General features: G+C 55.0%; 22 protein-coding genes. 6 read left to right on the plus strand and 16 right to left on the minus strand.

Annotated features, from left to right (window positions below; genetic code table 11):
* Position 1: 1 nt before the first annotated feature.
* From ACOQH0_RS03890 to thpR, 15 genes are all read right to left on the minus strand, one after another.
* The gene (locus ACOQH0_RS03890; protein ID WP_421511581.1) at positions 2 to 619 is read right to left on the minus strand and encodes a fimbrial-like protein; all 618 of its coding nucleotides are present in this window, start codon (positions 617 to 619) and stop codon (positions 2 to 4) included.
* A gap of 29 nt (positions 620 to 648) precedes the next feature.
* Positions 649 to 1206: a fimbrial protein gene (locus ACOQH0_RS03895; protein WP_421511582.1), complete on the minus strand. Its 558-nt coding sequence runs from the start codon at positions 1204 to 1206 to the stop codon at positions 649 to 651.
* A gap of 24 nt (positions 1207 to 1230) precedes the next feature.
* On the minus strand, positions 1231 to 1806 hold the full coding sequence (locus tag ACOQH0_RS03900) for a fimbrial protein (RefSeq protein WP_421511583.1): 576 nt from the start codon (positions 1804 to 1806) through the stop codon (positions 1231 to 1233).
* A gap of 14 nt (positions 1807 to 1820) precedes the next feature.
* Positions 1821 to 4391: an outer membrane usher protein gene (locus tag ACOQH0_RS03905; protein ID WP_421511584.1), complete on the minus strand. Its 2571-nt coding sequence runs from the start codon at positions 4389 to 4391 to the stop codon at positions 1821 to 1823.
* Between the two features lie 65 nt (positions 4392 to 4456).
* Positions 4457 to 5194 carry a fimbrial chaperone gene (locus ACOQH0_RS03910; protein WP_420985753.1) on the minus strand — a complete coding sequence of 246 codons (738 nt, stop codon included), beginning with the start codon at positions 5192 to 5194 and terminating at the stop codon, positions 4457 to 4459.
* Between the two features lie 61 nt (positions 5195 to 5255).
* Positions 5256 to 5843, minus strand: a complete 588-nt coding sequence (locus ACOQH0_RS03915) for a fimbrial protein (RefSeq protein WP_420985754.1) — start codon at positions 5841 to 5843, stop codon at positions 5256 to 5258.
* 397 nt (positions 5844 to 6240) lie between these two features.
* Positions 6241 to 6621: an aspartate 1-decarboxylase gene (panD, locus tag ACOQH0_RS03920; RefSeq protein ID WP_003856284.1), complete on the minus strand. Its 381-nt coding sequence runs from the start codon at positions 6619 to 6621 to the stop codon at positions 6241 to 6243.
* Positions 6622 to 6652: 31 nt separating this feature from the next.
* Positions 6653 to 7504, minus strand: coding sequence for a pantoate--beta-alanine ligase (panC, locus tag ACOQH0_RS03925; RefSeq protein WP_420985755.1), 852 nt, complete (start codon positions 7502 to 7504; stop codon positions 6653 to 6655).
* An 11-nt stretch (positions 7505 to 7515) separates the two neighbouring features.
* On the minus strand, positions 7516 to 8307 hold the full coding sequence (gene panB, locus ACOQH0_RS03930) for a 3-methyl-2-oxobutanoate hydroxymethyltransferase (RefSeq protein ID WP_089599155.1): 792 nt from the start codon (positions 8305 to 8307) through the stop codon (positions 7516 to 7518).
* Positions 8308 to 8430: 123 nt separating this feature from the next.
* On the minus strand, positions 8431 to 8910 hold the full coding sequence (gene folK, locus ACOQH0_RS03935) for a 2-amino-4-hydroxy-6-hydroxymethyldihydropteridine diphosphokinase (protein WP_421511586.1): 480 nt from the start codon (positions 8908 to 8910) through the stop codon (positions 8431 to 8433).
* Positions 8907 to 10304, minus strand: a complete 1398-nt coding sequence (pcnB, locus tag ACOQH0_RS03940) for a polynucleotide adenylyltransferase PcnB (protein ID WP_071985394.1) — start codon at positions 10302 to 10304, stop codon at positions 8907 to 8909. The genes folK and pcnB overlap by 4 nt, the downstream gene beginning before the upstream one ends.
* Before the next feature lie 42 nt (positions 10305 to 10346).
* Positions 10347 to 11237 (minus strand): tRNA glutamyl-Q(34) synthetase GluQRS, encoded by an 891-nt coding sequence (gluQRS, locus tag ACOQH0_RS03945; protein ID WP_421511587.1) that lies wholly within the window; start codon positions 11235 to 11237, stop codon positions 10347 to 10349.
* A 57-nt stretch (positions 11238 to 11294) separates the two neighbouring features.
* Complete coding sequence (gene dksA, locus ACOQH0_RS03950) at positions 11295 to 11750, minus strand: RNA polymerase-binding protein DksA (RefSeq protein ID WP_003829221.1); 456 nt, start codon at positions 11748 to 11750, stop codon at positions 11295 to 11297.
* Between the two features lie 176 nt (positions 11751 to 11926).
* Positions 11927 to 12631 (minus strand): DNA/RNA nuclease SfsA, encoded by a 705-nt coding sequence (gene sfsA / locus ACOQH0_RS03955; RefSeq protein ID WP_100165452.1) that lies wholly within the window; start codon positions 12629 to 12631, stop codon positions 11927 to 11929.
* Positions 12621 to 13175, minus strand: a complete 555-nt coding sequence (gene thpR / locus ACOQH0_RS03960; protein WP_421511588.1) for an RNA 2',3'-cyclic phosphodiesterase — start codon at positions 13173 to 13175, stop codon at positions 12621 to 12623. Before thpR ends, sfsA begins: the two co-directional genes overlap by 11 nt.
* Positions 13176 to 13248: 73 nt before the next feature.
* Here thpR and hrpB point away from each other — a divergent pair, with 73 nt between their 5' ends.
* The 6 genes from hrpB to fhuB all read left to right on the plus strand — a co-directional run bounded on the left by hrpB (position 13249) and on the right by fhuB (position 24541).
* On the plus strand, positions 13249 to 15678 hold the full coding sequence (hrpB, locus tag ACOQH0_RS03965) for an ATP-dependent helicase HrpB (RefSeq protein WP_421511589.1): 2430 nt from the start codon (positions 13249 to 13251) through the stop codon (positions 15676 to 15678).
* 178 nt (positions 15679 to 15856) lie between these two features.
* A complete protein-coding gene (gene mrcB / locus ACOQH0_RS03970; protein ID WP_089599149.1) occupies positions 15857 to 18382 on the plus strand; it encodes a bifunctional glycosyl transferase/transpeptidase in 2526 nt (841 codons plus the stop codon).
* Between the two features lie 231 nt (positions 18383 to 18613).
* Entirely contained in the window at positions 18614 to 20824 is a 2211-nt protein-coding gene (gene fhuA, locus ACOQH0_RS03975) for a ferrichrome porin FhuA (protein ID WP_421511590.1), read from the plus strand.
* Between the two features lie 50 nt (positions 20825 to 20874).
* Positions 20875 to 21672 (plus strand): Fe3+-hydroxamate ABC transporter ATP-binding protein FhuC, encoded by a 798-nt coding sequence (gene fhuC, locus ACOQH0_RS03980; RefSeq protein ID WP_421511591.1) that lies wholly within the window; start codon positions 20875 to 20877, stop codon positions 21670 to 21672.
* Positions 21672 to 22562, plus strand: a complete 891-nt coding sequence (gene fhuD / locus ACOQH0_RS03985; RefSeq protein WP_421511592.1) for a Fe(3+)-hydroxamate ABC transporter substrate-binding protein FhuD — start codon at positions 21672 to 21674, stop codon at positions 22560 to 22562. Before fhuC ends, fhuD begins: the two co-directional genes overlap by 1 nt.
* On the plus strand, positions 22559 to 24541 hold the full coding sequence (fhuB, locus tag ACOQH0_RS03990) for a Fe(3+)-hydroxamate ABC transporter permease FhuB (protein ID WP_421511593.1): 1983 nt from the start codon (positions 22559 to 22561) through the stop codon (positions 24539 to 24541). Before fhuD ends, fhuB begins: the two co-directional genes overlap by 4 nt.
* A gap of 96 nt (positions 24542 to 24637) precedes the next feature.
* Here the strand turns inward: fhuB and hemL are convergent, their stop codons facing one another.
* Entirely contained in the window at positions 24638 to 25918 is a 1281-nt protein-coding gene (hemL, locus tag ACOQH0_RS03995) for a glutamate-1-semialdehyde 2,1-aminomutase (protein WP_421511594.1), read from the minus strand.
* Positions 25919 to 26083: the final 165 nt, after the last annotated feature.

The following is a 26083-nucleotide window of genomic DNA, read 5'->3' on the forward strand; positions in this document are numbered from 1 at the left end:
CTTAATTATACGTCACACTCACCAGGGCATGCGTCGTGACTTTACCTGCGCTGACCTGACCGTAATTTTGATAGCGGGCGTAAAAGTTATACTCTTTAAGGTAGCTTTGGGAGTCAGAGGAGGAATCTATTTTGATTGCCACATCAGACTCCCCATTACTGTCCAGTACGTTCTGATTATTGGATTCCGAAAAAATGACAATCCCCACTTTTTCAGCCCCGCCAGCCTCGACTGGCGTCTCGTTCCTGAATATCTGTTTTGATATGTCCACGATTTGAACGCCCCGTGGTTTGAAGTTAAAGTGCAGGGCCTCGCCTGAGTTCAGTTCATCTCCATTACAATTCACTACCCGTATAGCAAAGCGTGTGCCCCCTGCGGGATCCGCAGGCTTTAGGCGATCGCTGCCATCTGATGAATAAAACCACGACTTTCCAACCGTGGGCAGCGTCACGTTCCCATTTTCCGAAAGGGTCACCTGACAGGTGTTATTGATGATGTTTGCCGTCATATCCATTTCCATATTCGACGCCAGTCCCGCTGCAGGAAAAATTCCGCAGAACATCACGCAAACAGGTAGAGCCGACTTGGCTTTTTTAACGAAAAAGCGTGATCGAGACATCCTGAATAATTCGCCTGAATGAGAAAACATTATTGATAGGTCACGATAAACGTAACCGGTGCATTCACTAAACCTGTCGTTACGTCAGAAATGGTTTTACCTTTAGCGATGACGATACGGGCATCCATGTCAAAATCAGCTGCCCCGTTAGTCAGGTTGAGCATGGGGGAGGGCGACGTGCTGCAGTTCATCAACGAACCAGATTCGACGGAACCTTTCCAGATTTCAAAGCCGACGTTGTGCCCAGCGGCAAAAGAACTGCCATTTCGGGCATCACCGCTACATGCACCGCCTGAACCTGGCGTTGCCTGAATGGTGGCATTTTTCACCCCCGCACAGTTGGTGAAGGCAATCTTAAAAGCCTCTTCACGACTTTGGTTGACCAGATCAGATTTGAATACGTCACCAAACGGTAAAATGCTAACTGGCGCGCCGCTGGCATTCTGAATCTCTGCGTTGCAGGTTCCCGCCTCAATAGTGGAGGTAAACGTGGCCTGAACGCTGGTCGTCCCCGTAATGGCGCTTAAAGAAACGGAAGGCAGGGTGGCAGTGATAGCAAGCACCAGTAATGTCATTTTCGTTTTCATATCAATGTTCCGTATTACTATCGATTATTCATAGGTGAAATTAAACGTTGCGATACCGCTAAAGTTTCCGGTTGTGCTTTGTCCGCTTGCGGTTTCAACCAGCGTCGCAAGAAGCGAAACTTCTCCAGCACTTATTTCACCGCTCGACCAGACGAGGCGCTGTGTATCGGTGGTTGAATTAATGACAAAGGGGATGTCCGGCGTGGAGGTACGAGAAATTGCCACGCCAATATTCTCTGCGCTACCCTCGCCAGAGAGTGAATTTTTAATTGCTGTAGTAACGGGGCTTGCACTCCCGCTAACGGTTGTTTTAAGGGATGTCAGACTCGACGGGCAAGAGGCCATTTTGAGTTTAAAGTTGGTCGTTGCTTTGGCACTTTTCAGGATAATGTAATCCAGACGCACCTTGCCGTTAGTACCGACAGGGATAACGTTGCTGGAGCCATCACCGCTACCACCTTCAATTTTCATATCGCAGGTGGTGTCACGGATATTGGCGGTAAAGGTAATATCGAGATTATCGGCGTGTGATGTTAGCGACATCATCATTCCGGAACTCAACATGAGTAATCCTGTTTTTATACCCGCTTTAAAAAGCATATTTTAAGCTCCTTTTAGAATGCTGTGATGTGACAGGTCTGCGCTGCCAGCATTGTTGTCGGTCCGATTTTTTTCGCGTCTGGTGGTATCTGATAAGGAACGGTACAGGATGTGCCTCGCTCGCTTCCCCAGACGATAGTTAATGTTCCTTTATCTTCGATCCCGCGGATCCAAGCCTGTCCAGCCTGGCCCACGCTACCCACGGATATCCCTGGTTCCGTTTGCACATCCGCGCCTAAGGGAATAAAGCCGCCATCATCGCGCGTCAGCTCCATTAGTACAGAGCGCCCCTGGTCGGTTTCAAAGTTGACCAGCACGACGGCGCCGCTACGTGGAACGGCAATGGAACGGGTATTTTTCACTTCAACATCAGAGCGCATATCACTGATATCCAGACCGACGCTGTTTTCGCGGTAAGCGGAAAGATAGGGCATAAGGGCATAGCCTGAAGATCCGATTTCACCGTTGCCGATGGAGACACGGGCGCCTTCTGCTCCCTCTGCTTTAATCAACGCAAGCGTATCGCTTTCGCTGATGCTGCCAGGCGCGAGTGTTACGCCACCAGAGTGCAGAACCATCCCGCCGCTGTAGCTGGCAGAATATTGTCGCGTATCGTCATCCGATGCTGAGACGGAAAGGCTCAGCGGTCCGTGTGGGCCGTTGTAACTGCCGTAACCACTTAGCTGGTTTAACGTGTCGTCGTTACGCGTGGTGCTCTCAGTAATGCTGTAACTGAAGCGGTTATCTTCGGTGTTGCCGTTGGCGCTGGCGTTAAAACTCCCGCCACCTTTTAAATCGCTGCCGATGCCCATGTTGAGCGATGAGAACCCACCTGCACGCTTACCGCTACCCATCAGTGTGTCGAATGGAATCGTGAGGTTCAGATAGACACTGTCATCTTTTTCCCCGAACTCGTCGTAGGTACGCTGCACGGAGAGGCTATAGCTTCCCCAGCTTAACGAATGACTGTGACCGACGGAGTATTGCGCTGACGAACTACTTTCATTCCAGTAGTCCTGCCAGGTTGAGTTGACATACAGCGATCCCAAATCAAGGTCGCCCATTTTCAACGGTTGGCTGATATTCACCTGGATCTGATTTTTCATGCGCTGGAAGGTTTGATACACATCGCTGTTATTGCGATTAGGGTTACGCTCCCTGTCACGGTATTTGATCTCATTGGTTAACGAGGCCGCATCGCTCAGGCTGAGATAGTCAGATGTTGAAAATCGATAGGCTGCGACGTTGAAAGAGGTATTCGTGGCTTCCATGAGTTTGCTGTAGGAAATACGATAACTTTCACCGGTGAGATGTCGTAAGCCGTCGATCCTGGCATCAGAATGCGTGACATCAAAGGCGAATGCACCCATTCCGGTGTTCATGGCAATACCCAACAATGCGGCGTAAAAATCGCTATCGGTGTATTCCAGGCCCGCATATCCGGTGAAGGTATTGGTTAAGCCATAATAGCCCGTGGCATATCCCACCTTTGGTGTGTCGCGCAGGCTGTCGTCACGCAGTTCACCCACGCCGACGTCCCATCGGGAGTAGCCAGGGCGGAGCATTTGTGCGACTGAGGAATACGCGACCGAGAAGGAACGTTTGCTACCATCTGTTTCTTCTACAGTGACGATGAGATCGCTTCCGTAACCCGTTGTACTGAGATCCGTGATTTCAAAAGGACCCGGCGGTACGGACGTCTCGTAAATCGTATTTCCACTTTGGGCGATCGTGACTTTGGCGTTGCTGTTGGCGACACCCCTGATCACTGGCGCATAGGTGGAGATACCGTTGGGAAGCATACGGTCATCGTTATATAAACGTGCTCCGCGCAGGCTGATGGAGTCGAAGGCATCACCGCGGGTGTAGGAGTCTCCGGCAATAAACTGCGCTTTCAGCGGCGCGATATCACGCTGAAGATAAATGTCCTGACTGGCGTAATGGGTACCGTCATCCCGATCCCAGTTCAGGTTGCCTCGTGCCCGGAGCCGCCACGGCCCCAGATTTGCCCCATAACGTAGACCTGCATAGGCCGTATCAGTGCTGGAATCAGGCGTGTCTGCGTGCCAGCCATTAAGATCCCAGGAGAGCATTGCCGCTGGGATCCCGTCTTCCCACAGTGAAGGATCAACATATCCCGCCGGACGCTGAATGACGAAAGCCTGAGGAATGGAGAGATCCAGTTCTTGTGTTGAAGGATCGTAAGCCACGCGTGAGTCTGGATAGGCGCTCGACAAAGAGACGCATGCGGCGTCGGGCTCGTCCTTAAGTTGCTCGGTTGTTACATTTGTCTGGGTGAGCAGTTTACGAGTGATACAGGGGGTGGCTCGCGGTGTGCCATTATCCTTAAAGAGAAGATCCGTTGTAACGGAAGGTTTTCCGTTAATAATCACTTTCACTTTATACGTTCCAGGAACTACGGGGTTGCCTTGTGAAAAGCGGCTAACGTCAATTTTTGTCCCAGTGTTATAAAGGAACTGATCGTTAAACTGTACGTCTTCTTCGTTATTATTTTCAGCAGCAAATGCACATAACGGCAATACCGCACTTATTGATAAACATAGTAGCGAACGTCTAAAGTGCATGATCAACTCTGTCCCAGAACAAGTCCAAATATAGTTCTTACGAATGATTGTGAGCTGATATAGAATCAGTTCTGTATAAACTCATACTTATCAATCCCACCGAAATCATTGATGGCTTGCCATGTTATTTTGCTGTTTCCAGATGCGGTGTAACTTTTCACGTTCATTGTCTGGCTAGAGAATGGTTCAATATAATGCGTTTCGATATCGTAACTTTTACCGCCTGAAATTAGCGTCGCGCTTGCCAGTGAAACATAATAAGGCGAGTCGTTTTTCGCACTTAAAATAATTTTTTGTCCTTGTCGGGTTTGAGACCATTTAAGATTTTTGGCCGCGTCGGTCGGTTCGCCTTTCAACCCTGTTGGCCGGAAAAACAGTTTAATGCGCGTACGGAAAGCAAGCTGAAGCATGCTTTGATTATCGCTATCCTTAGCCTTAGGTGGGACTTCCAGCACGTTGAACCAGAACAGTGATTCTTTATCTTTTGGCAAAGCCTGACCAAGCCAGGTGATTCTGACGGTTTGCCCTTTTTGTGGTTCAACGCGGGAAACGGGGGGCGTAACGATAAAAGGCAGTTTCAGCTCTTGAGGATTGGTGGTATCTCTTCCGTCGTCGAGCCAGGTTTGCAACAGTAATGGTCGGGTGCCACGGTTGTCCATCGACACCGTTACGTCTTTTGCTGATTCAGGATAAATGACGCGGGTACCGGATATCACAATATCTGCACTGGCGTTAAAAGAAAAAATGCTCACTGAAGCCAGTAGCAGGGTTTTTAATCCGCTCTTTATATTGAGTAAGTGCATGGATAGTCTCATATAATACGAAAATGTGCCCAACAGGGCACATTGACTGGACGGATAAAACTTATTCGTAGCTCATGGTGAAGTAAGCGTTGGCGCTGACTTTACCTGACTGTACTGGGCGGGTGTCTTTTACCCAGTTCGAACCCGGCACATAAGCAACACGGTAGAACAGTTTACCGGAGCCGGCATTCAGGTCTGCTTTCTGCGTATTATTGTCAGGTTGACCCACCATAATACGAGATGAGACGGTTGGGGCATTGTTATACAGGGCAAGTGCAACGTTCGTTGCAGAGCCTGCTACGCCAGCATCGGGTTCAATGGTACCGTTTGCAATAGCCCCCATATTTTTCGACATAAAGCTTGCAGAAGCATTCTTCAATGCCTCTGGGCAGTTGGTGAGCAGCAGTTCAAAATTCTTTGAGCCGACACCGGTATCGATGGTGGTGGATTCGACTTCAGATTTTTTAACAACCGGTAAGGTAATGGTAATATTATTTTGTGCTTCACCATTAGAGGTGGAAATATTACATGTTGTGTCTGTTACCGCACCATCAAAGGTGATTAAACCGAGATCCGTATCTGCGATTGCTGAAAAAGAACTTATTGCGAACAAAGCTACCGCTGAAGCTAATAACGTTTTTTTTAACATGATTAAAATTCCATTTAAACAACATTGTGTTGATTTAATTCAAGCAAAATGATGATAGGGATCTATGAATGGGTTGGATATTTAAAATTGCTAAAAATCATCGTTAGAAAAAATGAATGTTTGATAAGTTATTGAAAATGATCTTGAAATTTATTTTAAATTAACTCAGGCGTCTGTTTTTTATTATGACGATATTGTTTTGACAGGCTTAGATTATAAATGACAACGATCATTTTCTATTTTATATCATCCAGAGGAATGTTTTTTTTAGAAAAGAGACGCGGGAAGAGAGGCAAAAATAGGGCAAATGAATGAAGAGAGGCTATTTACACAATAAAGAATAATGTATTTTTATCATTCAAGGAGCGGAACCAGAGGGTCCCGCTCCTCACCGGAATCAGGCTACCTGGACTGGAATGGCCTTCGCGGTACGTTTCATCTCGTTGTCGCCTTCGAAATAGGCCACTTTTGGCTGCCAGCGACGCGCTTCTTCGTCAGACATCATGACAAAGCTCGCGATGATCACAATGTCACCCACGTCCGCGCAGTGTGCTGCTGCGCCGTTCACGGAGATGATTTTAGACCCGCGCTCGGCGGCAATCGCGTAGGTGGAGAAGCGTTTGCCGTTGTTCACGTTCCAGATATCAATGGCTTCGTTTTCAAGAATACCCGCCGCGTCGAGAAAATCCTGATCGATCGCGCAGGAGCCTTCATAGTGCAGGTCGGCCTGAGTGACTTTCACACGGTGAAGCTTACCTTGCAGCATTTTGCGAATCATTACGTTTACCTTTCATCTGCCGGGTAGAAAACTACGCCAGCTCAACCACTTTGTTGTCGATTAGGCGGGCCTGACCAAGCCATGCCGCCACCAGAATAACCGCACGTTTGCTGGTCTCTGTAAGCTCCAGAAGCGTGTCGGCATCGCGGATTTGAATATCATCAGCACGGAAACCTTTGTCGTTCAGCGCCTGTTCGGCGAGGGCGACGATCTCTTCGGCGGTCAGCTCTTTGGCCAGAAGCTGTTCTGCCATGGTATTCATGACCTTGCTCAAGCCCGGGGCGATTTTCCGCTGGTCCGCAGTCAGGTAGCCATTGCGTGAGCTGAGCGCCAGACCGTCTTTGGCTCGCACAATCGGTACGCCGACAATATCGATGTCGTAGCCCATATCGGCAACCATCTTGCGAATCAATGCCAGCTGCTGGAAATCTTTCTCACCAAAGCACGCGACGTCCGGCTGTACCAGGTTGAAGAGCTTGCTGACGATGGTGGATACGCCACGGAAGTGTCCCGGGCGGCTGGCGCCTTCGAGCATGGTGGAGATGCCCGGTACGTCAACGTAGGTTGCCTCTTCTGTACCCTGAGGGTACACGTCCGCCGGTGCCGGAGAGAAGACGATGTCCGCATGGCGTTTTTTCAGCTTCTCGCAATCTTCCTGCAGGGTGCGCGGATAGCGCGCCAGGTCATCGGCGCGGTCAAACTGCATGGGGTTAACGAAGATACTGACCACCACGATATCCGCACGGGCTTTCGCTTCGTCGACCAGCTTCATATGGCCATCATGCAGGTTGCCCATGGTCGGGACGAGTGCAATACGTTTACCTTCCTGACGCGCGCGACGGATATGCTGGCGAAGCAGCGGCAGGGTTTCAATGATTAGCACAACGAGACTCCTTAATGGAAACTGTGTTCTTCACCCGGGTAAACACCGGATTCAACGTCGGCAATATACTGCCTGACCGCGGCGCGCATGTCGCCCGCTTCAGTGAGGAAATTTTTGGCAAATTTCGGGATATGCCCGCCGGTAATGCCGAAGGCGTCGTGCATCACCAGAATTTGACCATCGGTTACGTTTCCTGCGCCAATTCCGATAACCGGAATCGACAGCGCGTCGGTGATGCGTTTTGCCAGTTCAACCGGAACGCACTCCAGCACCAGCAGCTGTGCGCCTGCGGCTTCCAGCGCGACGGCGTCATCAAACAGCGTTTGGGCGGCATCGCCGCGGCCCTGCACCTTGTAGCCACCGAAGATGTTCACCGACTGTGGCGTCAGGCCTAAGTGTCCGCATACCGGTACGGCACGTTCGGTGAGCATTTTTACCGTTTCAACAAGCCAGGCACCGCCCTCGATTTTGACCATGTTGGCGCCGGCACGCATGACGTTTGCCGCATTTTCAAAGGCTTGTTCTGGGGTGGCGTAGGCCATAAACGGCAGATCGGAAAGCAGCAGGCAGGCTGGCGCACCGCGGCGCACGGCGCGGGTATGGTAAGCGATATCCTCAACCGTGACCGGGAGGGTGGAATCATGTCCTTGTACCGTCATCCCTAACGAATCTCCGACCAGCATGACGTTGATACCCTCTTCGGCAAAGAGTTTGGCGAAGCTGTAGTCATACGCGGTGATGGTGGCGAAGCGTTTTTTTTCCTGTTTGCATTTCTGCAGTAAGGAGATGGTGGTTGGTTTCATACTGTTTCCTGATAGCCCAAAAGCGAATCTTTGCGCATTCTAACAGTAACATTCGAGGGAACAATGATTTTAGGTAACCGATTAACCATAATTATTTAATGGTTAATCGGCAATAAAACAGGTTTACCAGCGAGCGGGTTTTTCCGCGTGGAGTTTGTCCAGAATGTCCCTGAGCGGAATGCCGTCGGGGAAGATAAGATCGGGGGCAACTTCAAACAGCGGCCAGAGCATAAAACCGCGGTTTTTCATGTCGTAATGCGGAACAGTGAGGCGTTCGGTATTGATTATCTCGTTGCCAAACAGCATCAGGTCGAGGTCGAGTGTGCGCGGCCCCCAGCGTTCGGCTTTGCGTACGCGACCCTGTTGTAGCTCAATACGCTGGGTATTATCCAGCAGCGTTTCGGCATCCAGATTCGTGTCGAGCACGACGGCGGCGTTCAGGTAATCAGGCTGATCCTGCGGGCCCAGCGGCGGCGTGCGATAAAAAGAGGAGACCGCAACAATCCGGCTATGCGGGATCTCCCCGAGCGCCTGAACGGCAGCGTTAACCTGCTCCAGCGGAGAGGCAAGATTGCTGCCGATGGCGATGTAGGCGAGGGTCACGCTGAGCCTTCGCGACGCGGTGCGCGTTTGCGCGGGCGACGGTGGCGACGACGCGGTTCTGGCTCTTCATCCAGATTGGTCAGCATCCCTTTTTGCTCGGGTGGTGCAGAGACCTGGAATTCGCCCCACCACTGCGCCAGACGCTGCAGCTCCTGGTTCTTTTCAATTTCAGCACGCAGTGCCAGCAGGTCGAACGCGGCGCGGAACTTTGGATGCTCCATCAGCTTCCAGGCGCGTTTGCCCTGGCGACGGGACATGCGCAGCTGAAGCTGCCAGATGTCGCGCACCAGCGTGGTGATACGTTTTGGGATCGCGAGCGTACGACAGGCTTCATCCAGCACGTCGTTTGCCGCCAGCGCAAAGGCATCGTAATAGGCCAGACCGCTTTCCTGCGCAATTCTCTGTGCTGCTTCCAGCAGGGGATACCAGAACATTGCAGCAAACAGGAATGCCGGGTTCACACGCATGTCATTCTGGATGCGCGTGTCGGTATTCTTCAGCACCTGCGCAATGATGCGTTCCATCGGGCTGTCACCGTTTTCGGTAAAGCAGCGCGTGATGGTTGGGAACAGGGGCTGGAACAGGCTGTATTCGCGCAGCAGATTGTAGGTTTCAAACCCGTACCCCGCCTGCAACAGCTTCAGCGCCTCTTCAAACAGACGCGCTGGCGGCACGTCGTTAATCAGCGTTGCCAGACGCGGGATCGGTTCACCGGTCTCAGGGCTGATACGCATGTTTAATTTGGCCGCAAAACGCACGGCGCGCAGCATACGCACTGGGTCTTCGCGGTAACGGGTTTCCGGCGTGCCGATCAGGCGAATCAGGCCTTCTTTCAGGTCCTGCATACCGCCAACGTAATCCCGTACGGTGAAATCCGCCACGCTGTAGTAAAGGCTGTTGATGGTGAAATCGCGGCGCTGGGCATCTTCTTCAATGGATCCGAAGATGTTATCACGCAGCAGCATGCCGTTCTGGCCCTGCTGGGACGTCGTACGATCGGATACGCCCGCTTCGTGATGGCCACGGAACGTCGCCACTTCGATGATTTCCGGACCAAACATGACGTGCGCAAGGCGGAAACGGCGGCCAACAAGACGGCAGTTACGGAATAATTTGCGTACCTGTTCTGGCGTGGCGCTGGTCGTCACGTCGAAATCTTTTGGTTTTTTGCCCAGCAGTAAATCACGCACCCCACCGCCAACGAGATAGGCCTCGTAGCCTGCTTTATTCAGACGATAGAGCACCTTGAGGGCATTTTCACTGATATCTTTGCGGGAAATAGTGTGCTGCTCACGCGGAATAACCGACATGCGGTTTTGCGCAATAGCGTCGTTAGCCATGCTCTCTTCGCGGCTTAGCACTTTACGGCAAAAATTAGCGACTCGGGTAAAAATAGTACACCTCGTAGTGTGTTTTGTTATGAAAAAAGCGGCTAATCATAGCTCAGCGCAACGCATTTGAGAATGCTGGATTTTTGGCACGGCCTCGAGCGTCCAGTGGGCGACGGCCAGATCCAGCAGTTCGTCTATACGCAAATCCTGCCATTCGTGGGTTACATTTTGGTTGAGAAACCGCAGCGCGTCGATCAAAACAGGGCGTGGATCGCCGCCTGGCAGGGCGGGCGCGTGGTTCTGCTTGGAGAGCTTAACGCCCCGCGCATTGACCGCCAGCGGCAGGTGGATGTAATCCGGCGCTGTCCAGCCAAACTGATGATAAAGCGATATTTGCCGCACCGTCGGTTCAACCAGATCCGCCCCGCGCACAATTTCCGTCACGCCCTGGAAATGATCGTCCACCACCACCGCCAGGTTATAGGCGAACAGGCCGTCGCGGCGGTGGATGATGAAATCTTCGCAGGCAAGACGTTTGTTGGCATAGATTTCGCCGGAGAGTAAATCGGTAAAGTGCGTCACCGGGGAACGCTGCCGTATACGCACGGCGGCATTTTCAGGACCGTTGTTCAACGTGCGGCAGTGGCCGTCATAGACGCCACCCACGCTTTGAATACGCGCGCGGGTGCAGGTGCAGTAATAGGACAGCCCTTGTTCATAGAGCCACGCCAGACGTTCCCGATAGGCATCATGACGTTGTGACTGCCACAGTACATCGTCGTCCCAGTGAAGACCGTAATGTTCCAGCTGACGCAGAATCGTTTCTGCTGCACCGGGAACTTCACGCGGAGGATCAATATCTTCAATGCGGATGAGCCATTTGCCCTGGCGGGCACGAGCTTGCAGGTAGCTGCCGAGCGCGGCAATTAATGAGCCGAAGTGTAATTCGCCGGAAGGAGATGGCGCGAAGCGCCCAATATAGTGTGATTCAGACATATCAACAGTAACAAGGCGGGAGAGACTCCCGCCTTTGCAGTAGTTAGAGGGTTGGCATTAGCCAGCCATCTGTTTTTCGCGGATTTCGGCCAGCGTTTTACAGTCGATACACAGATCGGCGGTTGGACGCGCTTCCAGGCGACGAATGCCGATTTCAACACCGCAGGATTCGCAGTAGCCAAAATCTTCGTCTTCGACTTTTTTCAGCGTTTTCTCGATCTTTTTGATCAGTTTGCGTTCGCGGTCACGGTTACGCAGTTCGAGGCTGAACTCTTCTTCCTGAGCGGCACGGTCTACCGGATCCGGGAAGTTTGCAGCTTCATCCTGCATATGTGTAACGGTGCGATCGACTTCATCCCTGAGTTGATTACGCCATGCTTCAAGAATACGCCTGAAGTGCGACAGCTGGGCTTCGTTCATATACTCTTCGCCCGGTTTCTCTTGATACGGCTCCACCCCAGCGATGGCGAGAATACTCAGGGACGATGTTTTACGGTTTTGCCCTTCTTGCATGTTGCTTCTCCTTAACACGCACTATCGATCCCCGTGTTGGGGGAAAAATCAGGTCGCTATAAATAGCAGATGCTTTTCCGTATGGCAATTATCTAAACGTAACACTTGACAAGCCTGTGAGGAAAAGCGTATTTGCGCACGCGGCCAGAACACATAATAGTCAATCGTCAATTCCCTTATAAGACAATGGGAAGAGAGGATCTCAGAGTCATATTATCGGCAGAAAGTTCCGCTTTATAAGCGAAAACCTCCACCCCCTGCTTTTGTGCCTCATTCAACAATTGCGCGTATTTAGGATCGATATGGCGGGCGGGGGAGAATCGTTCAATGGCTGAATGCAAAACTGCAAACAGCAACACGGCGCGTTTGCCCGCCGCCGCTACACTCATTAGCTCTCGCAGATGCTTCTGGCCACGTAGCGTTACCGCATCCGGAAAGTAGCCATTTTCCTGTTCCGCTAACGTCACTGATTTTACTTCAATATAGCACTCAGGCCGTTCTTCCGCCTGGAGCATAAAGTCAATTCTGCTGCCTTCATCGCCATACTTCACTTCGCTTTTTTGCAGGCTATAGCCTGTCAGTTCAGGAAGAGCATTATTTGTCAGCGCTTCCTTCACTAATTGGTTTGCACGCAATGTATTGACACATATAAACGCCCCGTTTTGCGTCTCGGTCATTTCCCAGGTATGGGGATACTTGCGTTTAGTATTTTCTGATGTGGAATACCAGACCCTGTCACCCGGCGTCGCACAACCGGTCATCGCACCGGTGTTGGGGCAGTGCAGGGTGAGCTGTTCACCTTCGGGTGTGATCACATCGGCGAGAAAGCGTTTGTAGCGCTGGATCAGCGTGGCGTGCTGTAGAGCAGGACTAAACTTCATCGGATTTCCTTAGTGCGTCACCCAACGACCAGCGCTGTAGCGGCATGTAGCGGGTGCGTCCTTGTGCAAAGACAGATTCATAAAGCGCAAATTCGGTCACCGGAAAGGCCCAGTGAAAGCCCGGTGGCGGAATGGCAACGACCTGACCGGCATCGCGCAGCAACGTGATATGTGGATGAAACGGCTGCGGGCTTTGGTAACAGCCGCTGCGTGCCGCCTGGGCGCGCAGCATATTTGCCAGTTGTAACAACCCGCGCGGCGGCTGGCGCGTGCCCAGCCAGACCACGCGTGAGCGTAGCCACTGACCGGCATCGTCAAGGTGCAGCGTAAACCCCGGCTGGGAAATGCGTCCGGCCATCGCGGCTAACGCGCGCTGTTTATCCGCGCTTACCTCACCCAGAAAGGCCAGCGTCAGGTGCATATTCGCCGCCGCAACAGGACGACCCGCCTCCGAAGGGAAGTGTTCCGCGCGCCAGCGGACGATTTGCCGCTGAAGCGTGGCGGGAAGTTCAATGGCGAAAAACAGTCGTTTCGACTCAGGCATACGGAGGACTCGGTAATGATATGCGCCGATGCTACAATGTACGCCGACTAATGTTAACCCTCTGGAGCTGTTAGTGTCCTCATTGCCGGTCGCCGCCGTCCTTCCTGAGCTTCTCGCTGCCCTAAACGATGCCCCGCAGGTTTTGCTGAATGCCCCAACGGGGGCGGGTAAATCCACCTGGCTGCCGCTGCAAATCCTCAAAGAGGGGAATATTCGCGGGAAAATAATCCTGCTGGAGCCGCGCAGGCTGGCGGCGCGTAACGTGGCGCAGCGCCTGGCCGAACTGCTTAATGAAAAACCGGGCGAGACGGTAGGTTACCGGATGCGTGCAGAAACCTGTGTCGGCCCCGCAACGCGCCTTGAAGTGGTGACCGAGGGCATCCTCACCCGTATGCTGCAAAACGATCCTGAGCTGACGGGGATCGGGCTGGTGATCCTGGATGAATTCCACGAACGCAGCCTGCAGGCGGATTTAGCGCTGGCGCTGCTGCTGGACGTGCAGGAGGGGCTGCGCGACGATCTTCGGCTGCTGATTATGTCCGCAACGCTGGATAACGACCGGCTGCAGCAGGCATTGCCCGACGCCCCTGTCATCAGCTCAGAAGGACGCGCATTTCCGGTTGAACGCCGCTATCAGGCGCTTCCCGCCCATCAGCGTTTTGATGAGGCCGTCGCTATTGCGACGGCAGAACTGCTGCGCCAGGAACCCGGTTCTCTGCTGCTGTTTTTGCCGGGCGTCGGTGAAATCCAGCGCGTGCAGGAGCAGCTTTCCTCCCGCGTTGGCGGCGATGTGCTGCTTTGCCCGCTCTACGGCGCGTTGTCGCTACAGGATCAGCGTAAAGCCATTCTTCCGGCCCCGGCGGGGCAGCGCAAGGTGGTGCTGGCAACCAACATTGCTGAAACCAGTTTGACCATTGAAGGCATTCGTCTGGTGGTGGATAGCGCGCAGGAGAGGGTGGCAAGTTTTGACCCGCGCACCGGGCTCACCAAACTGCTTACGCAGCGCATCAGCCAGGCATCGATGGTGCAGCGTGCGGGCCGTGCGGGGCGTCTTGAGCCGGGCATCTGCCTGCATTTGACGGGCACAGAGCAGGCGGAACGCGCGGCGCAGCAAAGCACGCCGGAAATTTTACAAAGTGATTTGTCTGGCCTGGTCCTGGATCTGCTGCTGTGGGGCTGCCCGAACCCTGAACAGCTCACCTGGCTTAATCCTCCGCCTGTCGTGAACCTCACCGCTGCGCGCAACCTGCTGACGCAGCTTGGTGCGCTCGAAGGCGAGCGCCTGACGGCGCGCGGCCAGAAAATGGCGACACTAGGCAACGAGCCGCGTCTGGCCGCGATGCTGGTGTCAGCGCAGGGCGACGACGAAATTGCTACGGCGGCAAAACTGGCGGCTATTCTTGAGGAGCCGCCTCGCGGTGGCAGCAGCGATCTGGGGCAGGCGTTTTCGCGCAATCAGGGGAACTGGCAGCAGCGGGCGCAGCAGCTGTGCAAACGCCTGAACAGCCGCGGTGGTTCGCCTGGCAGCGCGAGTATTGGCTTCCTGCTGGCACAGGCCTTCCCGGACCGGATCGCCCGCCGTCGTGGGCTGGACGGACGTTATCAGCTGGCAAACGGCATGGGGGCGATGCTGGACAGCGATGACGCCCTGACGCGCCATGAATGGCTGATTGCACCGCTATTACTGCAGGGCAGCCATTCCCCGGACGCGCGTATTTTACAGGCAATTGCCGTTGATATTGACGCCCTGACGCGTAGCTGCCCGCAATTGCTCCAGCAATCCGATATCGTTGAGTGGGATGATAACCAGGGCACGCTTAAGGCGTTTCGTCGTAGCCAGATCGGTAAGCTGACGTTAGGTACAAAGCCGCTGGCGAAGCCGTCGGAAGAAGAACTCCACCAGGCCATGCTGAACGGCATTCGCGAAAAAGGGCTGAGCGTATTGAACTGGACGCCAGAGGCTGAGCAGTACCGTATTCGGCTGCACTGTGCCGCACGCTGGCTGCCGGAATATGGCTGGCCGACGGTTGATGATGAGACGCTGCTGGCTTCCCTGGAAGATTGGCTGCTGCCGCAAATGAGCGGCGTACATTCGCTCAGGGCGCTGAAAGCGCTCGATGTTAAGGCCGCGTTGCAGAATTTACTGGACTGGTCATTACGTCAACGTCTGGATAGTGAACTGCCTGGGCATTACACTGTGCCGACCGGAAGCCGGATTGCCATTCGTTATCACGAGGATAATCCTCCGGCGCTGGCGGTAAGGATGCAGGAGATGTTTGGGGAGGCCACCACGCCGTCCATCGCGGAAGGGCGCGTTTCTCTGGTGCTCGAACTGCTGTCCCCGGCGCATCGCCCGCTGCAGATCACTCGCGATCTGGGGGCGTTTTGGGCGGGGAGCTACCGTGAAGTGCAAAAAGAGATGAAGGGGCGGTATCCCAAACACGTCTGGCCGGACGACCCGGCAAATACGGCGCCGACGAGGCGGACGAAGAAGTATTCGTAAAAGGGGAGTGCGGCCTGATGCCCTCACCCCGGCCCTCTCCCACAGGGAGAGGGAGAAAACACTAAAGACTTTCCTGACAGGAAAGTCTTGCTGTTTATTTTGAGAGATTTCTTCTTTCATAGACCTGTGAAAGATAAGAAAATCTGGCCTTTGCGCCTGAATGTTGCGGAGAAAAAGCATGGCGGGGAATGACCGCGAGCCAATAGGACGTAAGGGAAAGCCAACGCGTCCGGCGAAAGAAAAGGTAAGCCGTCGTCGCCTCAGAGATGAGGAGTATGACGATGACTACGAAGACGATTATGAGGATGATGAGCCAATGCCGCGTAAAGGGAAAGGCAAAGGGCGGAAGCCTCGTGGTAAGCGCGGCTGGTTCTGGCTGCTGCTGAAGCTGTTTATTGTTTTTGTGGTGCTGATCGCGATCTACGGCGTGTATCTGGATCAGAAGATCCGCAGCCGTATTGACGGGAAAGTCTGGCAGTTACCTGCGGCAGTCTATGGCCGTATGGTGAACCTTGAGCCGGATATGTCCATCAGCAAGAACGAGATGGTCAAGCTGCTGCAGGCGACACAGTATCGTCAGGTCACGAAAATGACCCGCCCGGGTGAGTTTACCGTTCAGGCGAAAAGCATTGAGATGATCCGTCGTCCGTTCGACTTCCCGGACAGCAAAGAAGGGCAGGTGCGCGCGCGTCTGACCTTCGACGGCGATCGCCTGGAAACGATCGAGAACATGGATAACGACCGCCAGTTCGGTTTCTTCCGTCTCGATCCACGTTTGATCACCATGCTTTCGTCGGCCAACGGCGAGCAGCGTCTGTTCGTGGCGCGTAACGGCTTCCCGGACCTGCTGGTGGATACCCTGCTGGCAACCGAAGACCGTCACTTCTACGAGCACGACGGTATTAGCCTTTACTCGATTGGTCGTGCGGTGCTGGCGAACCTGACCGCCGGACGTACCGTGCAGGGGGCAAGTACCCTGACCCAGCAGCTGGTGAAGAACCTGTTCCTCTCCAGCGAACGCTCCTACTGGCGTAAAGCCAACGAAGCGTATATGGCGGTGCTGATGGATGCCCGTTACAGCAAGGATCGTATCCTTGAGCTGTACATGAACGAGGTGTACCTCGGTCAGAGCGGTGATAACGAAATCCGCGGCTTCCCGCTGGCGAGCCTGTACTACTTTGGCCGTCCGGTGGAAGAGCTGAGCCTTGACCAGCAGGCGCTGCTGGTGGGCATGGTAAAAGGGGCGTCCATCTATAACCCGTGGCGTAACCCGAAACTGGCGCTGGAGCGTCGTAACCTGGTGCTGCGTCTGCTGCAACAACAGCAGGTGATCGACCAGGAACTTTACGACATGCTGAGCGCGCGTCCACTCGGCGTTCAGCCGCGCGGCGGCGTAATCTCCCCGCAGCCTGCGTTTATGCAGATGGTGCGTCAGGAGCTGCAGTCTAAGCTCGGTGATAAGGTGAAAGATCTCTCCGGCGTGAAGATCTTTACCACCTTCGACTCCGTGGCGCAGGACGCGGCAGAAAAAGCGGCCGTTGAGGGCATTCCAGCGCTGAAGAAACAGCGCAAGCTGAGCGATCTGGAAACCGCGATGGTGGTGGTTGACCGTAACACCGGTGAAGTGCGCGCCATGGTGGGCGGCGCTGAGCCGCAGTTTGCGGGTTATAACCGTGCAATGCAGGCGCGTCGGTCAATTGGTTCTCTGGCAAAACCAGCGACCTACCTCACCGCGCTGAGCCAGCCGAACCAGTATCGTCTGAATACCTGGATCGCCGATGCACCGATCTCCCTGCGTCAGCCAAACGGTCAGGTCTGGTCTCCGCAGAACGATGATAAACAGTTCAGCGGTCAGGTAATGTTGGTGGATGCGTTAACGCGTTCCATGAACGTACCAACCGTTAACCTCGGTATGGCGTTGGGCCTGCCTGCTATCACCGATACCTGGCAGAAGCTGGGCGTGCCGAAAGATCAGCTGCATCCGGTCCCGGCGATGATTCTGGGTGCGCTTAACCTGACGCCAATCGAAGTGGCGCAGGCGTTCCAGACCATCGCCAGCGGCGGTAATCGTGCACAGCTTTCTGCGCTGCGCTCGGTCATTGCCGAAGACGGTTCCGTGCTCTATCAAAGCTTCCCACAGGCGGAGCGTGCTGTTCCGGCGCAGGCAGCGTACATGACGCTTTGGACCATGCAGCAGGTTGTGCAGCGCGGTACCGGGCGTCAGCTGGGGGCGAAATACCCGGGTCTGCATCTGGCGGGTAAAACAGGTACTACCAACAACAACGTCGATACCTGGTTTGCTGGTATTGATGGCCGTGAAGTGGTGATCACCTGGGTAGGCCGCGATAACAACCAGCCGACCAAACTGTACGGTGCGAGCGGGGCGATGTCGATTTACCAGCGTTATCTGGCAAATCAGTCTCCGGTGCCGCTGAACCTTGTAGCACCGGAAGATATCGTTGATATGGGCGTTGATGGATCCGGTAACTTTATCTGCGGTGGTGGAATGCGTACGCTGCCGGTCTGGACAACCAATCCAGACTCGCTGTGCCAGCAGAGCCAGCCAGAACAGCCGACGGGCAACCCGTTTGATCAATCTTCTCAACCGCAGCAGCCGCAGCAGCAACAGCCGCAGCAGCAGAATGAGAAGAAGGACAGCGACGGTGTCGCAGGCTGGATTAAAGATATGTTCGGCGGAAACTAACCACGTAAGATCCCCCCGCAAGGGGGGATTTTTTTACCTGCATATTCCATTTTCTTAACCCGCGCTTTCATTCTGTTTAACGCCACGTTTTCTCTTGCTGATTTCTTAAACCCTTAATATGCGTAGGGGCGCGTACTGCTTGCTATGCAGCCAGCGTTTCGCATATTATTCTGCGGTCATAATAATAATTCTCGTTTACGTTATCATTCACCTTTTTCATCAGAGATAAACATGGCGCTTTCCAATACTGCTCAGCCAATTAACACGTCGCTGCGTAAAATCGCAGTCGTCGTAGCCACAGCGGTTGCCGGCATGTCTACTTACGCACACGCTGCCGAAACACCGAAAAAAGAAGAAACCATCACCGTCACCGCCGCACCGGCTGCGCAGGAGAGCCCGTGGGGCCCCGCGCCGACGATTGCGGCAAAACGCACCGCAACGGCAACCAAAACCGATACGCCGATTGAGAAGACCCCGCAGTCTATTTCCGTGGTGACGCGTGAAGAGATGAACATGAAGCAGCCGGGCACGGTTAAACAAGCCCTTGCCTACACGCCAGGCGTTTTCGCGACACGGGGTGCGTCTACCACCTATGACGTGGTTTCTATTCGTGGTTTTACGACCTCCAGTACCGTGAACACCAACCAGTATCTGGACGGTATGAAGCTGCAGGGGGATAACTATTCTGAAGCGTCCATGGATCCGTATTTCCTTGAACGCGTTGAGCTGCTGCGTGGTCCTACTTCCGTCCTGTACGGCAAAAGCCACCCGGGCGGCGTCGTCAGCATGGTCAGCAAGCGCCCGACCACCGAGCCGCTGAAAGAAATTCAGTTCAAAATGGGCACCGATAACCTGTGGCAAACCGGGTTTGATTTCAGCGATGCGATTGACGATGACGGCGTGTGGGCATACCGTCTGACCGGTCTGGGGCGCAGTGAAAATGCGCAGCAGGAAATGGTGAAGTCTACCCGCTACGCAATTGCGCCTTCCTTCAGCTGGCGTCCTGATGATAAAACCGATTTTACTTTCCTGAGCAACTTCCAGAGCGATCCGGATGCGGGCTATTACGGCTGGCTGCCGCGGGAAGGCACCGTTGTGCCTTACTACGACGCCAACGGCAACGCGCATAAACTGCCGACTGATTTCAATGAAGGCGAGGAAGATAACAAGATCTCCCGTCGTCAGAAGATGGTGGGATATAGCTTCTCGCATCAATTCGACGACACGTTCACCGTGCGTCAAAATCTGCGCTACAGCAAAATCAATACCCTTTACCGCTCTGTCTACGGCAATGGCTATATCGCCCCGGCACAAATCAGCCGCGCCTATGTCCGTTCTGATGAAAATCTGAATTCTTTCACGGTTGATACCCAGCTTCAGTCCAAATTTGCGACCGGTGCAGTTGATCATACCCTGTTAACGGGTGTTGATTACCTCCGCATGCGTAATGACATTAACGCTGATTATGGCACCGCTGATCCTATCAGCATGACGAAGCCTGATTATGGTAATCCGAATGTCGATGTTTACTACCTGTATCAGATGCTTAACCGTCAGGAGCAAACGGGCCTGTACGCTCAGGATCAGGCAGAATGGGATAAGTGGGTGCTCACGATGGGTGGCCGCTATGACTTTGCAAAAACGTCAGCCCTGAATCGCGCTAGCGGAACCACCGCGGAAATTAACGACCAGGCATTCACCTGGCGCGGGGGAATCAACTACCTGTTCGACAACGGTATCACGCCGTACTTTAGCTATAGCGAATCTTTCGAACCGATTTCGGGGACGACCCAGGACGGTAAGCCGTTCGATCCGGCTCGCGGCAAGCAGTACGAAGCGGGCGTGAAGTATGTCCCGAAAGATCTGCCTGTTGTTGTCACTGCAGCGGTGTACCAGCTGACAAAGAATAACAACCTGACCGCCGATCCTGCGAACCCGACCAGCGGTTTTAGCGTGCAGGGAGGAGAAATCCGTTCCCGTGGCTTCGAACTGGAAGCGAAAGCGGCCGTGTCTGCCAACGTGAACGTGACGGCATCCTACAGCTACACCGATGCGGAATATACGCACGATACCTGGTATGAAGGACGTCGCCCGGCGGAAGTACCACGCAATATGGCCTCTCTGTGGGCGGATTATACCTTCCACGAAACGGCGCTGAGCGGTCTGACTGTCGGTGCGGGTACCCGTTATATCGGCAATACCGTGTCCTACTACTCCGCCGCCTCACCGAAAGCCTACGAGTCGTTTAACGTTGCGGGTTACGCGCTGGCGGATGCGACGGTGAAATACGATCTGGCGCGCTTTGGAATGCCGGGCTCTTCAGTCGGCGTCAACGTGAACAACATCTTTGACCGCGAGTATGTTTCCAGCTGCTACAGCGAATATGCATGCTACTGGGGAGCAGGACGTCAGGTTGTTGCCACCGCGACCTTCCGCTTCTAATCTCTCTTCGGGCACGGTTCGCCGTGCCCTTTTTATTTAAGTTGGCTGATATGCAGGATAATCAAACGCAATCCGACACCACCTTTTCGCTCAGTAATCTCTCTTTTCGCGTACCCGGGCGCACCCTGCTGCATCCGCTCTCACTGACCTTTCCCGCTGGTAAAGTCACTGGCCTGATTGGTCACAATGGCTCCGGTAAGTCCACGTTGCTTAAGATGCTTGGACGCCACCAGTCGCCGTCGGAAGGCGATATTCTGCTGGACGGTCAGCCGCTGGAGAGCTGGAACAGCAAGGCCTTTGCACGCAAGGTGGCGTATCTGCCGCAGCAGTTACCGCAGGCAGAAGGGATGACGGTACGTGAGCTGGTGGCGATTGGTCGTTATCCGTGGCACGGGGCGCTTGGTCGCTTCGGCGTGGCCGACAGAGAGAAAGTGGAAGAGGCGATTGCGCTGGTAGGATTAAAGCCGCTGGCGCACCGTCTGGTGGATAGCCTGTCCGGCGGTGAGCGTCAGCGCGCATGGATTGCGATGCTGGTGGCGCAGGACAGCCGTTGCCTGCTGCTCGACGAACCGACCTCTGCACTGGATATTGCCCACCAGGTCGACGTTCTGGCGCTGGTGCATCGTTTAAGCCAGCAGCGTGGGCTGACGGTGATTGCGGTACTGCATGATATCAACATGGCAGCGCGCTACTGCGATTACCTTGTGGCCTTACGCGGCGGAGAGATGATCGCTCAGGGAATGCCATCTGAGCTGATGCGTAGCGAAACGCTGGAAACCATTTATGGTATTCCGATGGGGATTTTGCCTCACCCAGCCGGGGCTGCACCGGTGAGCTTCGTCTACTGATGCTGGATTCAATCTCAATGAGCCGTCGTCGCCTGTTGATGGCGATGGCGCTGTCACCGCTGCTGTTAAAAATGAATACCGCCCGAGCCGCCGCGATAGATCCACATCGGATTGTGGCGCTGGAATGGCTGCCGGTCGAGCTGATGATGGCGCTCGGCGTCACGCCGTATGGTGTGGCGGACATTCCTAACTATAACCTCTGGGTGAACGAGCCAAAGCTGCCGGATTCCGTCATCGACATCGGACTGCGAACGGAGCCAAACCTCGAACTGCTTACCCAGATGAAACCGTCGTTTCTGTTCTGGTCAGCGGGCTACGGTCCGTCAGAAGAGACCATGGCGCGCATTGCGCCAGGACGCGGGTTCTCTTTCAGCGACGGTAAAAAACCGCTGACTATGGCAAAAAATTCCATTAACGAGATGGCGCATTTCCTCAATCGCGAGGCGGAGGCCAAAAAACACCTCGACGGATTTGATGCCCTGATTGACTCCCTGAAGCCGCGCTTTGCTCACCGGGGCGACCGTCCTCTACTGATGGTGACGCTGCTGGATGCCCGGCATATGCTGGTCTTCGGTAATAACTGCCTGTTCCAGGAAGTGCTCGACAGCTTCGGTATTCGCAACGCCTGGGAAGGGGAGATGACCTTCTGGGGGAGCACCGCCGTCGGCATTGATCGCCTTGCTGCATTTCGCGATGTGGACGTGCTGTGCTTCGATCACGGCAACGAGCGCGAAATGCAAACCCTGATGGCGACCCCGCTCTGGCAGGCGATGCCGTTCGTACGCCAGAAACGTTTCCTGCGCGCGCCAGCGGTGTGGTTCTACGGCGCGACGCTGTCGGCGATGCATTTTGCCCGCGTGCTGGACAACGCGATGGGAGGCAAGGCATGAATACGCGTATTGCCCGTTTCCCGGCGCTTCTTATGGCGCTGCTTTTCCTCGTCGCGATGGCGTTGACCTGGTTCAACCTCTCGACCGCGTTACCGCGCGAACAGTGGGACGCTGCCTTTACCGCGCCGGATATCGACAATATTCAGCAAATGCTGTTCCACTACAGCCTGCTGCCGCGTCTGGCGATCTCCCTTTTAGTCGGCGCTGGTTTAGGGCTGGTGGGCGTGCTATTCCAGCAGGTTTTACGTAACCCGCTGGCCGAACCGACCACGCTGGGGGTCGCAACCGGCGCACAGCTTGGGATCACCATTACCACGTTGTGGGCGCTACCGGGAGCATTAACCTCGCAGTTTGCAGCACTTGCGGGGGCATGCGTGGTGGGCGCGCTGGTCTTTGGCGTGGCGTGGGGTAAACGTCTTTCACCGGTCACGCTGATCCTCGCGGGTCTGGTGGTCAGCCTCTACTGCGGGGCGATCAACCAGCTGCTGGTGCTGTTCCATCACGACCAGTTGCAAAGCATGTTCATGTGGAGTACCGGGACGCTCACCCAGACCGACTGGAGCATCGTGCAGCGCCTGTGGCCACAGTTGATTGGCGGCGTGGTGCTGACGCTGCTGCTGCTACGTCCGCTGACCCTCATGGGGCTGGACGACGGCGTGGCGCGCAATCTGGGTCTTGCCCTGTCTCTGGCGCGTCTGGGCGCGCTGGCGCTGGCGATTGTGCTAAGTGCTTTGCTGGTAAACGCGGTCGGCATCATCGGGTTTATCGGCCTGTTTGCGCCGCTGCTGGCGAAAATGCTCGGGGCGCGTCGTTTGCTGACGCGTCTGATGCTGGCGCCACTGATTGGGGCGCTGATCCTCTGGCTTTCCGATCAAATGATTCTCTGGCTGGCGCGAGTCTGGATGGAAGTGTCTACCGGGTCGGTGACCGCACTCGTCGGTGCGCCGCTGCTGCTGTGGCTGCTGCCGCGCCTGCGCAGCATGAGCGCGCCCGCCATGGATGCGGGTGATAAAGTCCATGCTGAACGGCAGTCGGTCCTGTGGTTTAGCCTGGCGGGACTGGCGGTGCTGATCATTGCCTCGTTCGCGGCGCTCTCCTTCGGACGCGATGCCTCGGGCTGGCACTGGGCAACGGGTGATTTACTCAATGAACTGCTGCAGTGGCGCTGGCCACGTATCTTCGCTGCGCTGATCGCAGGCGTGATGCTGGCGGTAGCGGGGTGCATTATTCAACGTCTCACCGGCAACCCGATGGCAAGCCCGGAAGTCCTGGGTATCAGTTCTGGCGCGGCGTTTGGCGTGGTGCTGATGCTGTTCTTCGTGCCGGGCAATGCGTTTGGCTGGCTACTGCCAGCCGGAAGTATCGGTGCGGCGGTCACGCTGATGATTATCCTGATTGCTGCCGGTCGCGGCGGATTTTCACCTCACCGTATGCTGCTGGCCGGGATGGCGCTGAGCACCGCCTTCACGATGCTGCTGATGATGCTGCAGGCCAGCGGCGATCCGCGTATGGCGAAGATCCTGACATGGATTTCTGGCTCAACCTACAATGCCACCGGCAGTCAGGTTGTCTGGTCAGGGATCGTCATGATCGCGCTGCTGGCGGTAGTTCCGCTGTGCCGTCGCTGGATGACCATCCTGCCGCTTGGCGGTGAAACCGCGCGTGCGGTGGGGATGGCGCTGACGCCAGCGCGCGTGGCGCTGCTGCTGCTGGCTGCGTGCCTGACGGCGACGGCAACCATGACGATTGGACCGCTGAGTTTTGTGGGGTTAATGGCGCCACATATTGCCAGAATGATGGGCTTCCGCCGGACGATGCCGCATATCGTGATGTCGGCCCTGACGGGCGGAGTAATGCTGGTGTTCGCGGACTGGTGCGGAAGAATGGTGCTGTTCCCGTATCAGATCCCTGCGGGTCTGCTGTCGACCTTTATCGGTGCGCCGTACTTTATTTATCTGTTGAGAAAGCAGAGCCGGTAGTCAGGTGCGGCCTGATGCCCTCACCCCGGCCCTCTCCCACGGGGAGAGGGCGAACATCGTAGGCCGGGTAAGCGTGAGCGCCACCCGGCAATGCCCTTACAGCTTCGCAAACACCTTACGTGCCGCGTCGATGGTGTTGTTGATATCTTCTTCACTGTGCGCCACGGACATAAAGCCTGCTTCGAACGCTGACGGTGCCAGGTACACGCCCTCATCCAGCATCAGGTGGAAGAAGCGCTTGAAGCGTTCAACGTCGCACTTCACCACGTCCTGATAGCAGGTCACGGTTTTCGCCTCGGTGAAGAAAATCCCGAACATCCCGCCCACGTGGTTGACCACCAGAGGAATACCGGCCTCTTCTGCCGCTTCCAGCAGACCGTTTGCCAGCTGCGTGGTCAGGTCGGTCAGGGTTTCGTGAATACCCGGCTGAGCCACTTCGGTCAGGCAGGCGAAACCCGCTGCCATCGCGATGGGGTTGCCCGAGAGCGTTCCCGCCTGGTAAACCGGACCGGTTGGTGCCAGCGCTTCCATGACGTCTTTACGACCACCGAATGCCCCGACCGGCATGCCGCCGCCGATGATTTTGCCGAGGCAGGTGAGGTCTGGCTCAACGCCGTAGTAAGACTGGGCACCCGCCAGCGCCACGCGGAAGCCGGTCATCACTTCATCGATGATCAGCAGCGCGCCGAACTCGTCGCACAGGGCGCGCAGGCCTGGCAGGAAGTCAGGCTGCGGTGGGATGCAGTTCATGTTGCCCGCAACCGGCTCAACGATGATGCAGGCGATCTCCTGCGGATACTGCTCGAACGCCGCGCGAACGGTGTCCAGATCGTTGTAGGTACAGGTCAGGGTATGCTTAGCGAAATCGGCCGGTACGCCCGGCGAGTTTGGCTGGCCGAGCGTCAGCGCGCCAGAGCCCGCTTTCACCAGCAGACAGTCGGCGTGGCCGTGGTAGCAACCTTCGAATTTGATGATTTTATCGCGACCGGTAAAACCTCGCGCCAGACGAATGGCGCTCATGGTGGCTTCGGTACCGGAGTTCACCATACGTACCATGTCCATGGTGGGCACCAGTTCGGTCACCAGCTCCGCCATTTTGACTTCCATTTCGGTTGGTGCACCAAAGCTCAGGCCGCGCTGGGCGGCTTCCATCACCGCGTTACGGATAGCCGGGTGGTTGTGCCCCAGCACCATCGGGCCCCAGGAGCCGACATAATCGATATAGGCTTTGCCATCGACATCATACAGATACGCGCCGTCAGCACGTTCGATAAACAGCGGCGTGCCACCCACGCCGGTAAAGGCGCGCACAGGTGAGTTCACGCCACCCGGAATAAGCTCGCGGGCTGCACTGTAGAGGTTTTCAGACTTGCTCATGGCGTCGTTCCTGGTTCGTATAAAATGATTAAGCACACTATTCTAAGTGATTCGGGGATGGTTATGAAATTTTTACCCTGGCAATGCTTTAAGATTTGTTAAGTAATTTTCAGGAGACGGTGGGGCGGTCTCTGGTAAAATCCTGACGGCGATTTGTATGACGAA

The sequence above is a fragment of the Enterobacter sp. JS8-1 genome (assembly GCF_049187015.1).
Classification (GTDB): domain Bacteria; phylum Pseudomonadota; class Gammaproteobacteria; order Enterobacterales; family Enterobacteriaceae; genus Enterobacter; species Enterobacter mori.

Bases quoted from the DNA above. Each gene is read 5' to 3' on its own strand.
- panB (WP_089599155.1), bottom strand. From the start codon at position 8,307: ATGAAACCAACCACCATCTCCTTACTGCAGAAATGCAAACAGGAAAAA.
- panD (WP_003856284.1), bottom strand. From the start codon at position 6,621: ATGATTCGCAAAATGCTGCAAGGTAAGCTTCACCGTGTGAAAGTCACT.
- ACOQH0_RS03890 (WP_421511581.1), bottom strand. From the start codon at position 619: ATGTCTCGATCACGCTTTTTCGTTAAAAAAGCCAAGTCGGCTCTACCT.
- ACOQH0_RS03895 (WP_421511582.1), bottom strand. From the start codon at position 1,206: ATGAAAACGAAAATGACATTACTGGTGCTTGCTATCACTGCCACCCTG.
- dksA (WP_003829221.1), bottom strand. From the start codon at position 11,750: ATGCAAGAAGGGCAAAACCGTAAAACATCGTCCCTGAGTATTCTCGCC.
- thpR (WP_421511588.1), bottom strand. From the start codon at position 13,175: ATGCCTGAGTCGAAACGACTGTTTTTCGCCATTGAACTTCCCGCCACG.
- ACOQH0_RS03905 (WP_421511584.1), bottom strand. From the start codon at position 4,391: ATGCACTTTAGACGTTCGCTACTATGTTTATCAATAAGTGCGGTATTG.
- ACOQH0_RS03910 (WP_420985753.1), bottom strand. From the start codon at position 5,194: ATGCACTTACTCAATATAAAGAGCGGATTAAAAACCCTGCTACTGGCT.
- ACOQH0_RS03915 (WP_420985754.1), bottom strand. From the start codon at position 5,843: ATGTTAAAAAAAACGTTATTAGCTTCAGCGGTAGCTTTGTTCGCAATA.
- hemL (WP_421511594.1), bottom strand. From the start codon at position 25,918: ATGAGCAAGTCTGAAAACCTCTACAGTGCAGCCCGCGAGCTTATTCCG.
- fhuB (WP_421511593.1), top strand. From the start codon at position 22,559: ATGAATACGCGTATTGCCCGTTTCCCGGCGCTTCTTATGGCGCTGCTT.
- gluQRS (WP_421511587.1), bottom strand. From the start codon at position 11,237: ATGTCTGAATCACACTATATTGGGCGCTTCGCGCCATCTCCTTCCGGC.
- fhuA (WP_421511590.1), top strand. From the start codon at position 18,614: ATGGCGCTTTCCAATACTGCTCAGCCAATTAACACGTCGCTGCGTAAA.
- sfsA (WP_100165452.1), bottom strand. From the start codon at position 12,631: ATGAAGTTTAGTCCTGCTCTACAGCACGCCACGCTGATCCAGCGCTAC.
- mrcB (WP_089599149.1), top strand. From the start codon at position 15,857: ATGGCGGGGAATGACCGCGAGCCAATAGGACGTAAGGGAAAGCCAACG.
- fhuD (WP_421511592.1), top strand. From the start codon at position 21,672: ATGCTGGATTCAATCTCAATGAGCCGTCGTCGCCTGTTGATGGCGATG.
- fhuC (WP_421511591.1), top strand. From the start codon at position 20,875: ATGCAGGATAATCAAACGCAATCCGACACCACCTTTTCGCTCAGTAAT.
- ACOQH0_RS03900 (WP_421511583.1), bottom strand. From the start codon at position 1,806: ATGCTTTTTAAAGCGGGTATAAAAACAGGATTACTCATGTTGAGTTCC.